This window comes from Streptomyces sp. NBC_00846, from assembly GCF_045207325.1.
In the GTDB taxonomy this organism is placed as follows: domain Bacteria; phylum Actinomycetota; class Actinomycetes; order Streptomycetales; family Streptomycetaceae; genus Streptomyces.
Map to the genome: position 1 here is coordinate 4037752 of NZ_CP108846.1, position 12023 is coordinate 4049774.

Genomic DNA, 12023 nt, shown 5'->3' on the forward strand with positions numbered 1-12023 from the left:
GTCATGCCACCGTTGACTCGGACGACTCGTTCAGTCGTTGTTGGTGCTCGATCCGTGCCGCGCGCTGCTCCGCCTCCAGCTCGGCGGCGCGTACGTCCTCCGGGAGTTCGGCCGCGGAGGACTCGGTCATCGCGCGGTCGGTGAAGACCAGGGGGCGTTCCGCCTCGGTGATCAGGTGTTTGACCACCTGGACGTTGCCGTTGACGTCCCAGACCGCGATGCCGGGGGTGAGGGTCGGGATGATCTCGACCGCCCATCGGGGGAGGCCGAGCACGCGTCCGGTGGCTCTGGCCTCGTCGGCCTTCTGGGCGTAGATCGTGCGGGTGGAGGCCATCTTGAGGATCGCGGCGGCCTCCCGGGCCGCCGCTCCGTCGACGACGTCGCTGAGGTGGTGGACGACGGCCACGAACGACAGCCCCAGCCGTCGCCCGAACTTCAGCAGGCGCTGGAAGAGCTGAGCCACGAACGGGGAGTTGATGATGTGCCAGGCCTCTTCGACCAGGAAGATGCGTTTCTTCCGGTCGGGCCTGATCCAGGTGTGCTCCAGCCAGACACCGACGATCGCCATCAGGATCGGCATCGCGATCGAGTTTCGGTCGATGTGCGAGAGGTCGAAGACGATCAGCGGGGCGTCGAGGTCGATGCCGAAGCTCGTCGGTCCGTCGAACATGCCGCGCAGGTCACCGTCGACCAGCCGGTCCAGGACGAGGGCGACATCCAGGCCCCAGGCCCGTACATCGTCTATGTCGACGTTCATCGCTTCGGCGGACTCGGGCTCGGGGTGGCGCAGTTGGTCGACGATGTCGGTCAGGACCGGCTGCCGGTCGCTGATCGTTTCGGTGACGTACGCGTGGGCGACCTTCAGCGCGAAGCCGGACCGTTCGTCCAGGCCGTGTCCCATCGCGACTTCGATGATCGTACGGAGCAGGGCGAGCTGGCCGGTCGTGGTGATCGCGGGGTCGAGCGGGTTGAGCCGGATGCCGCCGTTGAGCGCGGAGGTCGGGTCGAGGCGGATCGGGGTGAGGCCGAGCTCCTGCGCGATGAGGTTCCACTCGCCGACGCCGTCCTCGCCCTGGGCGTCCAGGACGACGACCTGGCGGTCGCGGAAGCGGAGCTGGCGGAGCACGTACGTCTTCTCCAGCGCGGACTTGCCGTTGCCGGACTCGCCGAGCACCAGCCAGTGCGGGGCGGGGAGCTGCTGCCCGTACAGCTGGAAGGGGTCGTAGATGTAGCCCTTGCCGGAGTACACCTCACGGCCGATGATCACGCCGGAGTCGCCGAGGCCGGGGGCCGCGGTGGGCAGGTAGACGGCTTGGGCCTGTCCCGTCGACGTACGGACGGGCAGCCTCGTCGTCTCCACCTTCCCGAAGAGGAAGGCGGTGAAGGCGTCCGACAGCGCGGACAGCGGATCTCGCATGGCGTGACCGACCTCCCTCTCGATTCTCTCGGTTGTCTGCCGAGTGTGGTCAGCGACGGATGCCGGTGGCGAACGGCAGGGTGTTCACGAAGGCGCGGTGGTGCTCGCGGTCGCACCACTCCAGCTTGAGATACGACTTGCCGGCCGAGGCCCGGATCGTCCGCTTGTCGCGGGCGAGGGACTCGGGCGAACGCGAGGACACGGTGATGTACCCGACCAGGTTCACTCCGGCCGCGCCGCTCGCGAGATCTTCACCGCGCTGGTCGAGACGGCCGTGGGCGGCGATGTCGCGCGGGTCGACGGTGCGGTTCATCTTGGCCTGGCGGCTGGCTTCCGCGTCGTCGTTCGTCTTCTCGGTGAGCATCCGCTCGATGGCGATCTCGGTGGGTTCGAGGTCCATGCAGACCGCGACCGTACGGATCACATCGGGTGTGTGGACGAGGAGCGGGGCCAGGAAGTTGACGCCGACGGGTGTCATCGGCCATTCCTTCACCCAGGCAGTGGAGTGGCACCAGGGCGCGCGGGTGGCCGACTCGCGGGTCTTGGCCTGGAGGAACGTCGGCTCGACCGCGTCCAGTTCGGCCGGCCAGGCGTTGCGTTTCGTCATGGCCTGGATGTGGTCGATGGGGTGGTCGGGGTCGTACATGGAGTGCACGAGGGAGGCGAGCCGGCTCTGGCCGAGCGGCTGGCGCACCCGGATGTCCGCCTCGGCGAGGCGGGCGCAGATGTCGGTGAGTTCGCGCGCCATGACGACGGCGAGGCCCGCGTCCCGGTCGAGCTTGCGGCCGGCCTGGGGGCGGGCGGCGCGGGCCATGGCGTTGGCCTCGGCGGCCAGCTCGCGGGTGTAGTGCATGCAGGCGACGAGGTAGGCGCGGTGCTGCTCGCTGGAGGTGGAGACCATGGACTGGAGCTGGTCGTACGACTCCTGCAGCCAGCCCGGGGACGTCTTGTCGCCGCGCTGGGCGACATCCTTGGCGTGGGCGTCGGGGTCGGCGGGGAGGGTGCGGGCCAGCATCTGGATGCGGGTCACGAAGCCGTCGCCGTTGGCGACGTGCTTCAGCAGCGTGCCGAACCGGTCGACGAGCGCTTCCTGGTCCTCGCTGTCGCGGAGGCCGACACCGGGGCCCTCGATCTCGATCGCGGCGGTGACGGTGCGGCGGTCGGCGTGCAGGAGCACGGCGATCTCGTCCGGGCCGAAGGGGGCGGCGAGCCAGTTGATCCGGCCGATGCCGGGCGGCGGTCCGATCTCGACCTCACGCCCGTCGGCGCTGACGCCGGCTTCCATGGCGGCGGAGCGGTAGGTCGTACCGCGGCGCAGGGTGCGCTTGTAGCTGCGGTTGATTTCAAACCATTTGTAGAAGGTGCGGTGCTTGTACGGGAGGTACACGATCGCCAGGGCGAGGATGGGGAAGCCCACGAGCAGCACGATCCGCGGGCCGAGGTAGGGGACGGCCAGTCCGCTCATCATGCCGAGGAACGCCCCGGCGATGATCAGCGCGATCTCGCCGGTCTCGCGGTTCTTGCCGACGATCGCGTTCGGCCTGGCGCGGCCGATGAGATACGTACGGCGGGGCGTGATCGTGTGGGACGGAGTCGTCAACGCCCTCCACCTCCCGTGCTCTTGTTGCCTGAACTGCCTGATCCGCCGCCTCGGGGGGAGCGGCTGCCGTGCGGGGTACCGGAGGTCGGGCCCGAGCCGCTGCGGGGCGGGGGTGCGGCGGGGGCTGCGCCGCCGCTGCCGGAGTTGCGGGAGCTGTGCGCGGCGACACCGCCGCTGACCGGGTTGGCGGGCCGGGCGCCGCCGCTGCCACTGTCGCCGGAGTTCTGGCCGCTGCGGCTGCTGTGGGTCTTGATGCCCTGGGAGACGAGAGCGGCGGGGGAGCTGATCATCGCGGCGGCCTGGGATCCGTCGGTGGCCTGCTTGCGGTTGGTGCGGGCGCCCTGGATCTCGTCACCGAAGCCGGGGACGAAGCGGTAGATCATCGCGGAGGCGAAGATCGCGAGCAGGATGATGGCGAGGCCGGAGACGACGGAGGAGAACGCGTTGGGCCCGCCGTCGGTGGAGAGGGCGCCGGCCAGTCCGAGGACGATGACGATGACCGGTTTCACCATGATCACCGCGATCATGATGCCTGCCCAGCGGCGGACGTGGCCCCACATGTTCTTGTCGACGAGGCCCGCGTAGACGACAACGCCGAGGAGGGCGCCGACGTAGAGCAGGGCTGCCCGGATGACGAGCTCCAGGTAGAGGACGCCCGCGGCGAGGGTGGACACCAGCGAGACGATGATCAGCATGATCGGCCCGCCGCCGATGTCTTTGCCGCCCTTGAGCGCTTCGGCGAACGATCCGAAGAAGAGGTCGGCCTTGTTTCCGGTGGCCGAGGCGATCACATCGCTGACGCCATCGGTGGCGGATACGACCACGTACAGGATGAGCGGGGTGAAGGCCGAGGCGATGACGGTCAGCCAGAGGAACCCGACGGCTTCGGAGATCGCGGTGGTGAGCGGGACACCACGAATGGCGCGCTTGGCGACGGCGAACAGCCACAGGACGAGCGTGAGGATGGCGGAGGCCGCGAACACGATCGCGTACTGCTGGCGGAAGGTCGGGTTGGTGAAGTCGACGTTCGCGGTGTTCTTCACGGCGTCGCTGAGCTTGTTGATGATCCAGGCGGCGGCGTCGGCGCAGCCGCGGGCGAGGGAGGAGAGGGGGTCCTGGGAGTTGTCGAGGGTGGAGGAGGTGCCGGCTTTGCCGGTGCCGGCGTCGCCTTCTTCGCAGTACTGCTTGGCGGGGCCGATCAGCAGATCGCAGGCGTTGTCGCTCGGGCTAGGGGACGGAGACGGGCTGGGAGCGGCGAACGCGCGAGCCGAGAAGAGCACAAGGGATGTTTGAGCCGCCGTCAGTACGCTGACGACGGAGAGGGCTCGAAGGCGCGGACTACCTGGCATAGGTGAAGCCTCCGTACTCCTCAACAGCCTTGCTGATCTCGTCCGAGCTGGAGGCGGCGACATCGCCCGGGACCGGAGCCGGCCCGTCCTTCTGAGTGTCGCTGACAGCCCTCCAGCCATCACTTGTCCAACTGAGCTGGACGGTCCAGGTCTTCCACGAGGTCCTGACGGGATCGGTGGACTCCGGTCCGGACATGCCGATCAACCCCGTGTACCAGACCGAGACCTTGGCCGTATCGCCCTCGAAAGCTTCCAATTTCGTTCCCACAGGGATGGTGCGCGAGATGAACGTGCTGCCTTGCGGCGCATTTCCATCGGGATCCAAGCCGAGCTTGCCGAGGAAGTCGGAGGAGTACGCCCCGTCCTGCGGCCCTCTGAGCTTTGCCGCTGCCGCCGCGGTGTAAATCGCGTTCACGATCTCGTGGCGGGTGTCCGTCTTGAACATCCCGGCAGAGCCCAGCGCCACCGCGAAGTTGGACGCCGCGCTCTGCGCCCCCTGCTCGTCATGGGCGAAGCCCGAAGGGATCGAGCCGTTCTTCCCCGTTACCGGCTTCGTCCCGGTGGCCGCCGTGGACGACGAGTCCGGCTTGTTTCCCGCGCTTCCCGAGCCGCCGCCGTTGTCATTACCGTTTCCGCCGCCTCCGCCCATGTTCGCGAACGCGATAGCCGCGATCAGGAGGACCACCACGCCGACCACCGTGACGAGGGAGCGGGAGTTACGGGCCGGGCGGCGGGGGGTGGTGTAGCCGTCGCCGCCCTCGCCGTCGGGGAAGCGGGTACGGGTCTGGCGCGTACCGCCGATGGTGCTGTATCCATCGTCCGTACGGCCCGGGCCGCTGCCGTAGTCGTTCTCGTCGCCGAGGCTCATGCCGCGTACGCCCCCTCAACCGTTTCCTGAACCGGGTAGTACGACGGTAGCCGTGCGGGTTCCCGCTCGGGCGCGGTGTGGTGACTCGACATCAGGGAGACGCAACCTCTGCCGGTGGGCACGACGGACGGATGGTGTGGGAGTGGGCGGGACTGCCCCTGGCGTGGGATGACAGCCGGTCAGACGGCCATCCCGTAGACGATGGTGAACAGGGTTCCCAGCGATCCGATGATGAACACACCGGTCAGGCCGGCAACGATCAGCCCCTTGCCCTGCTCCGCGCTGAACGTGTCGCGCAGCGCCGTGGCCCCGATACGCTGCTTCGCCGCGCCCCAGACCGCGATGCCGAGGCAGAGCAGGATGGCGATGGCCATCACGACCTCGATCATTACGCGGGCCTCGTTGCCCAAGGTCCCGAACGGCCCCCAATTCGGGGCGATTCCGCCGATGATGGTGGTGATGTCGCCTTTTTCAGCTGCCAGGATCATGTAAGTCACCGCCCCTGTTGGGTAGTTCATTGCCCCTGCCACACGACATGGGTCGCTCTCTATCTTCGCTGATGAAACTGCTTCCATACGACGCCTTGACGGCTCTCTTTACCCGGATCTCGCACGTTTGACCGGTCCGACTGTCCTGACCTGCGGTTCGAATCGGCGTATGACCGAATATGTATGGTTACTCTGTGTATCACGGGGTGTGACCCCGGGCAATGACTGCCATCCCGCCACCCTGGCCGAGACTCTCGCGCGGGGTCTGGTCGGCGCACGCCCTGGTCGGGGAGGGGGGTGGTCGGAGCGGTGGGGGCTCAGAGCAGTGGGTGACGCGGGACGGGCGGGCGGGGTGGCGTCTTCCAGGTCGGTGGCGGCCGGAAATCGCACCAGGTGCCGTCGAAGGGAAACGTTCCGGCCTCGGCGAGTCGTGCGACCGACGCGCCCTCGCTCCTGATGGCTGACGCTTCGTCGGCCGTCCAGTAGGCCGGGTCACCGGTTTTCTCGGCGAAGGACTTCTCGTCCTTCCATCGCCAGCTCCGGTCCGGCGCCACATTGATGTCGAGCTCGTGGTCGGTGATGTCGATGTCGTCGCCGTGGTGGACCCGGCGCTCCAGGTTTACGTACCAGCCACGGAACTTCTGTCTGCGGCCGAAGAGCCAGAGCACCGAGTGTGCTGCGCCGGTCGGCTGGTAGAAGAGTGCGCTGCCCATCGGCCACCGGTCGGCGACCAGGGGGTACCCGCCGGCCGGGCGCTCGTGCGGGGCGATGTCCCGCAGGTGTGCGCCGCGCGGAAGCTTTGTACGCCACATCGGCGTGCCGGTCTCCATCCACACCAGCTGGCCCGCCTCGGTGCGTTCGACGAGGCGTACGGGCACCGAGGCGCTGAGGTGTCCGCCGATGAAGAAGTTCCAGCGGAGTATCCGGCCCGGGTCGTCGTCCATGCCGTTGATCATGCCCGCGTTGGCGCGGGCGGACACGTGGCCGGATGCGTGGTCCGCTGCGTGGCCGGCTGCGTGCCCGGACGCGTCTCCATGACCGGAAGCGTGTATCGGCGCGCGAAGTATCTGGCTCGGAGGGCGCCCGGTCGGCGTCCATGGCTGTCTTGGGGCTCGGGGTTCGGGCTCGGGTCTTGAGTCTCGGGGGTCGAGCGCCGGGAGTGGCTGGTTCACTCGTTCGCGGGAACGGAGGACGCGCTGCGGCCCGAAGCTTGAGTTTCGGGATTCGGGTGCCGGGAGCCGGGCTTCGGGAGTCGAGTGCCTTCGGTATCCGGTAGGGAAAACAGGGTGGTTGGGTAAACCTTCCCGGCCTACCTACCCCGTCACGGCCAGCAAGTGTGACTATTCGTGACCGGCTTGCGGCGCGCTGTTGCGACTGCTTACGTTGCCCCAACGAAACGACCCCGACGCGGTGTTAACGCACCGGGCCGGGGTCTTACCCCAAGATCGAAAGAGGCGATCTCGTGGCTACCGAGAACCTTAGCCCTGCCCTGCACGCGCCCGCATCCTCGCGCCCGTACGCGAAAGCCAAACCCGGTTACGGGAAACGATGCGCACCGGACCAGCGCCCGCCCCGCAACGACGACTTCGCGTTGCTGCCGGAGCGGGAGCGGTATATCGCCGGGTACGTGGACCGTCTGCCCGACGGCGCGGCCATGGACATCAAGTCGCTGGCCAAGAACCTTCCCCTGTACGGGCAGATGGCCGTCGCCGGCGCGCTGAAGGCCCTGGGAGTGGCCGGTCACCTGCGCCACGTACGGTGCCTGGCGGGCGGAGGCGATCAAATCCGCTGGGTCACACGTACCTTCTGGTCCCGGACCGCCCATGACAACGAATGGTGGGACGCTTTCCTCACCGCCGAGGGCAGCGGCTCGGCTCCGGAGGCGGTAGCCATCGCGTCGGCGGCGGTGGCATCCGCGTCGTCGGCCGAGGCGGAGACTCCGTCTCCCTCTCTCTCCCCGTCTCCGTCCGGGTCCCTGGCCCCGTCCACGGCCCCGCCCGAATCAGCCCCCGCCGCCCCCGCTGACCTCGCCGTACCGCAGCAGCGAACCCCGGAATCGGCGCAGGAGCAGCACTCACCCGCGTATCTCGCCCTGGCCCAACTCGGCCGCAGTGAGCCACGATTGACTCTCTCCGCTACCGACTGCGCCGTGCTCGAAGGGCTGGCCGGTGCGTGGCTCGCACGTGGCGTGAACACCGACTACCTCACCCACGCCCTCACCTCCGGCCTCCCCGACCGGGTCGACACGCCCGTCGGATTCATCAGGCGTCGGCTCGTCGACAAGATCCCGCCCCGCCTGCCCGCCGCCCCGACCCCGTCCGCACCCGGCATCCACGGCCGCCGCCTCATGGTGGAATGCACCGAATGCGGCGCACCCGGCCGACCCGAAGCACTCCCCGACGGCCTCTGCCTGCCCTGCCGTACGCCCGCCCCGGAGATCGATTCGGACACCGCCCCGAATTCGGCCCTCGGTGAACCGCTCGCCGAGCGCGACATCCGTGCACTCGTCGGCAACCTCCGCGACCTGCTCAGGGTGGACTGACGGTTCCTGATCCGGAGGCGGGATGGTCGGCCCAGAGGTACCCCCTGTGTTTGAACGTGACGGTCGACCCTTGATGTGTCACGTTTTCGAGAGGGGGTGGGGCTGTCAGCTCTGGGGGAGGCCCACCTTGACGGCGCGTACGAGAGCCGCCCAGGCGGTGGAGGTGGTGTGGAGTATCGCTCTCCGGTCGGGTCGCCGCTCTCGGTCAGTTCTCTTGCTCCGGTCCGGGCCGCGGCTACGTGCGCGCAGGCTTCGCCCGGCGCGCAGTAGGGCGGCCTCTGCCAGGTGTGTGCGGACGTCGTGGTTCCTTTCACAGGCACTGGGCGACCTTGTGGATGAGTTCTCGGGACCGCTCGACATCCAGGGCCGCGTGGTCGAGTCGTTCGAGCACCAGGCGGTACTGGGCCAACTGGGCCTCCGCGTCGATGAACACGGGCCCGTGCGACTGGTCGAGCTGTGCCGTATCGAGTGCGGTAGAGGCGGCCCTGCCTGACATGTCGAACTCTCCCTTGGGAGCGCCTGAGTTGGACTGTCACTCACACGACTGGTTCAGCTCAGGGGTTTCGGTCGACTGATGCAAGCAGTCCTTGCAGACAGGCCGGGGAGGGGCCGGGCGGACGGGACGGGTGTGGCGGGCGTCGGTGAATCCGCCCGGACCGGTTGCCGCCGCGTGTTCAGGCCCGGCCGGCGGCTCCGGCGCCGTCGGTCAGGCCGAGCGCAGGGCGTCTGTCGGGGACACCTTGGCTGCGCGCAGTGCCGGGTAGATTCCGGCGACGGCTGCCACCAGTACCGACACCATCGGTCCGGCGATGACGGTGTAGAGCGGGATGGAGGCGGGCCAGCCCTGTGCGAGGGCGTAGCCGTAGACCGCGAGGCCGCCCACGAACAGCCCGCCGACTCCTCCGATGAGGCCCATCAGTACGGCCTCGATCAGGAACTGAACGGCGATCTGGCCGCCTCGGGCGCCCAGCGCGCGGCGCAGTCCGACCTCGCCGCGGCGTTCCATCACTCCCACCACCATGGTGTTGGCGATGCCGACGCCGCCCACGAGTAGGGCGACCGCAGCGAGGGCGAGGACCAGTCCGGTGAGGGAGTTCTTGGTCTCGGCCCGTGCCGTGTACAGGTCGGAAGGGCGGCTGACGGCGACCGTGCTCGGGTTGGCGGGGTCGGCGGTGGCTCCGGCAACGGTCTGTACGTCAGGGACGCGTTCGGGGTAGGCCCTGAGGTAGACCATGGCGGCGGTGCCGTCCGCGCCCAGGTGGGTGGTGGCCTCGGGCCAGCCGACCAGGGCGGCGGTGCCGAGCTCGGGTGCGAGCTCGTTCGGGGCCAGGATTCCGGTGACGACGAACCACTGTCCGCCCAGCCAGACCCGCTCACCCGGCGCGGTCACCCCGAGCCGGAGCGCAGCCTGGTCGCCGAGCACGGTCACCGGGAGGTTCTCGCTCGCCTTGTCCAGCCAGCGCCCGCTCTGCAGGGTGGCGTGCAGGACGTCGAGCAGGTTGAGCCGCGTGGCCAGCACGGTGAGGCTGTTGGTCTGCTGTGCCGGGACCAGGTCGTTGCGGTAGACCTGGGCTTTGGTGGCCCCGGTCGCGGTGACCTGTTGCACGGGGGCGATGTTGGCCAGCATCTTCTCGGCCGTGGGCGGCAGCGGCACCGGCTTCTGGTCGGCGCCGTTGCCGGGAGCGACGGTGATCAGGTTGGAGCCGAGCCGGTCCAGGCGCTCCAGCAGGTGCGCCTGGTTGGAGGCGGAGATCCCGGTTACGGCGATGACGGCGGCGATGCCCAGGGAGATGCCGAGCGCGGACAGGGCGGAGCGCATCTTGCGGGTGCGTGGTCCGATCATGCCGAGGCGCAGCATGTCCGTCGGGCGCAGCCGGGTGCGTCGCAGGGGTGGCGTCATCGGACAGCTCCTGCGGGGTGCGGGCCGCGTTCGTCGAAGTCGATGCGGCCGTCGTGGAGGGCGATTCGCCGGGGGAAGGAGGCGGCCAGCTCGCGGTCGTGGGTGATGACGACGACCGTGGTGCCGTTGGCGTTCAGGGTGCGCAGCAGTTCGACGACGGCGGCGCCGGAGACACTGTCCAGGGCCCCGGTGGGTTCGTCGGCGAGCAGCAGTGCGGGGCGGCCGACGAGGGCGCGGGCGATGGCGACGCGCTGCTTCTCGCCACCGGATAGCTGGTCGGGGTGGTGGCGGAGACGGTGCCCGAGGCCCACCTCGCTCAGGGCTTCGGCAGCTCTGGCGCGCCGGAGTGAGGCGGGGACGCCGCTGTAGAGGAGGCCGGTGGCGACGTTCTCGACCGTGGTGAGCCCGGACAGCAGGAAGAACTGCTGGAAGACGAAGCCGATCCGGTGGGCGCGCAGGGCGGCCAGTTCGGGGTCGGAGAGCGCGGACAGGTCGCGTCCTTCGAAGCACAGCTTCCCCGCAGTGGGCCGGTCGAGGGAGCCGAGCAGCGCGAGGAGGGTGGACTTGCCGGAGCCGGAGGGGCCGACGACGGCGAGGAGTTCTCCGGCTTCGACGGTGAGATCGATGCCGTGCAGGATGCGCAGCGGCGGCGATCCCGGATACTCCTTGGTGATGCCGGAGAGTTCCAGCACGGGTGCCCTGCCGGTGGGCTGATGGGGCGTCACTTCGGGATCACCACCTGGGCTCCGGCTTGGACGTCCCCGGTGATCTGCGCCTTGGCGTCGGCGACCAGTCCCAGCTGGATCCTGACAAGCCGGGTGGTGGTGCCGGAGACGACCTGGACTCCGTAGCCGCCGCCGTCCAGGGCGAGCAGCGCGGTGACGGGGACGATGAGCGCGTCGCTGATGGTCTCGCCGACGACGGTGACGGTCACGGAGGAGGGCCCGGCCTGCTTGGCCTGCCGCTGGTGGTCCAGCGCGATGGTGACGGTGGTTTTGTCCGCGCCATCGGAGCCGTCCGAGCCGTTGTCCCCGCCGTTGCCGGAACCGCCGCGGACCAGTGAGCGAATGCGTCCGTCGATGGTGCTGCCGTCGGCCAGCTTCACCGTCACCCGGCCGTTGGGCTTGAACTGGGAGAGCTGGTTGTCGGCGGGCTTCGCGGTGGCGACCAGGTCGGTGCCGGTCACGGTCATGACCGCGGTGGCCCCGAGGGCCGAGCCGAGCTGTGCGCCGAGCTGCTGCACCCGCACGGCCGCCTGTGGCAGCATGACGACGCTGCCGAGCGTGACCGTTCCCGTCTGTTTCTCACCGAGGGCCTTCTGCCAGCGCTTGACGGCGGTGACGGTGGCACGGGTGAACTTCTGGTCGGCCGTCAGGCCGAGTCCGTCGGCGTAGCCGAGCTTGATCAGGTTGCGTTTGAGCTGTTCGACGTCGGGTCCGTCACTGATTTCGGGGCCGAGGTCGCGCCACATCGGCCGGTCCCCGGTGAGCAGCACCACGGGCCGTCCGTCGACCTCGTAGAGCTTCGCTCCCGCCTTGACGACGGCGCCGATGGCGGGCAGGGCGGTGATGGTTCCGTGGCCGGAGGCGATGACGGGAGTCGGGGTGTTGTAGCTGAGCGCGCCGCCGACCTGGATGCCGGTGGACAGCGAGCCCTTCTGCACCCCGACGGTGCCGTGGCTGACGGACGGCTGCGGGGAGGCGGTGCCGTGGTGCTCCCAGGGGCGCATCGTGGCGAGCACACCCGAGCCGCCGAGCGCGGCGACCAGGACGAGCGCGACGACGACCTTACGGCGCTTCTTTCGCACCGGGGCGGGCGAGTTATCGGCCGGGGCGGTGGTTTCAACAGTGCGGCTCATG

General features: G+C 69.2%; 10 protein-coding genes and 1 pseudogene. 1 reads left to right on the forward strand and 10 read right to left on the reverse strand.

The window, feature by feature from the left end; genetic code table 11:
- Position 1: 1 nt before the first annotated feature.
- The 6 genes from OG936_RS18605 to OG936_RS18630 form a co-directional block, all read right to left on the reverse strand.
- Entirely contained in the window at positions 2-1417 is a 1416-nt protein-coding gene (locus OG936_RS18605; protein ID WP_406496039.1) for an ATP-binding protein, read from the reverse strand.
- Positions 1418-1466: 49 nt separating this feature from the next.
- The gene (locus OG936_RS18610; protein WP_406496041.1) at positions 1467-3017 is read right to left on the reverse strand and encodes an SCO6880 family protein; all 1551 of its coding nucleotides are present in this window, start codon (positions 3015-3017) and stop codon (positions 1467-1469) included.
- A complete protein-coding gene (locus OG936_RS18615) occupies positions 3014-4366 on the reverse strand; it encodes a hypothetical protein (protein WP_406496042.1) in 1353 nt (450 codons plus the stop codon). Before OG936_RS18615 ends, OG936_RS18610 begins: the two co-directional genes overlap by 4 nt.
- A complete protein-coding gene (locus tag OG936_RS18620) occupies positions 4356-5234 on the reverse strand; it encodes a hypothetical protein (protein WP_406496043.1) in 879 nt (292 codons plus the stop codon). Before OG936_RS18620 ends, OG936_RS18615 begins: the two co-directional genes overlap by 11 nt.
- 179 nt (positions 5235-5413) lie before the next feature.
- Positions 5414-5722 carry a hypothetical protein gene (locus OG936_RS18625; RefSeq protein ID WP_018101695.1) on the reverse strand — a complete coding sequence of 103 codons (309 nt, stop codon included), beginning with the start codon at positions 5720-5722 and terminating at the stop codon, positions 5414-5416.
- Positions 5723-6039: 317 nt separating this feature from the next.
- A complete protein-coding gene (locus OG936_RS18630; protein WP_406500503.1) occupies positions 6040-6678 on the reverse strand; it encodes a DUF402 domain-containing protein in 639 nt (212 codons plus the stop codon).
- Between the two features lie 506 nt (positions 6679-7184).
- Between OG936_RS18630 and OG936_RS18635 the strand changes: the two genes are divergently transcribed.
- Positions 7185-8264, forward strand: a complete 1080-nt coding sequence (locus tag OG936_RS18635) for a MarR family transcriptional regulator (protein WP_406496045.1) — start codon at positions 7185-7187, stop codon at positions 8262-8264.
- Between the two features lie 310 nt (positions 8265-8574).
- Here the strand turns inward: OG936_RS18635 and OG936_RS18640 are convergent.
- The 4 genes and pseudogenes from OG936_RS18640 to OG936_RS18655 form a co-directional block, all read right to left on the reverse strand.
- A pseudogene (locus tag OG936_RS18640) lies at positions 8575-8766 on the reverse strand (Scr1 family TA system antitoxin-like transcriptional regulator); the annotation flags it as partial.
- A gap of 204 nt (positions 8767-8970) precedes the next feature.
- The gene (locus tag OG936_RS18645) at positions 8971-10164 is read right to left on the reverse strand and encodes an ABC transporter permease (protein ID WP_406496047.1); all 1194 of its coding nucleotides are present in this window, start codon (positions 10162-10164) and stop codon (positions 8971-8973) included.
- Entirely contained in the window at positions 10161-10889 is a 729-nt protein-coding gene (locus OG936_RS18650; protein WP_406496049.1) for an ABC transporter ATP-binding protein, read from the reverse strand. Before OG936_RS18650 ends, OG936_RS18645 begins: the two co-directional genes overlap by 4 nt.
- A complete protein-coding gene (locus tag OG936_RS18655) occupies positions 10886-12022 on the reverse strand; it encodes a peptidoglycan-binding protein (protein ID WP_406496051.1) in 1137 nt (378 codons plus the stop codon). The genes OG936_RS18650 and OG936_RS18655 overlap by 4 nt, the downstream gene beginning before the upstream one ends.
- Position 12023: the final 1 nt, after the last annotated feature.

What these genes read in the sequence shown, in the direction of transcription:
- OG936_RS18645 (WP_406496047.1), bottom strand. Translation starts at nt 10,164, where the DNA reads ATGACGCCACCCCTGCGACGCACCCGGCTGCGCCCGACGGACATGCTG.
- OG936_RS18655 (WP_406496051.1), bottom strand. Translation starts at nt 12,022, where the DNA reads ATGAGCCGCACTGTTGAAACCACCGCCCCGGCCGATAACTCGCCCGCC.
- OG936_RS18615 (WP_406496042.1), bottom strand. Translation starts at nt 4,366, where the DNA reads ATGCCAGGTAGTCCGCGCCTTCGAGCCCTCTCCGTCGTCAGCGTACTG.
- OG936_RS18630 (WP_406500503.1), bottom strand. Translation starts at nt 6,678, where the DNA reads ATGATCAACGGCATGGACGACGACCCGGGCCGGATACTCCGCTGGAAC.
- OG936_RS18620 (WP_406496043.1), bottom strand. Translation starts at nt 5,234, where the DNA reads ATGAGCCTCGGCGACGAGAACGACTACGGCAGCGGCCCGGGCCGTACG.
- OG936_RS18605 (WP_406496039.1), bottom strand. Translation starts at nt 1,417, where the DNA reads ATGCGAGATCCGCTGTCCGCGCTGTCGGACGCCTTCACCGCCTTCCTC.
- OG936_RS18625 (WP_018101695.1), bottom strand. Translation starts at nt 5,722, where the DNA reads ATGATCCTGGCAGCTGAAAAAGGCGACATCACCACCATCATCGGCGGA.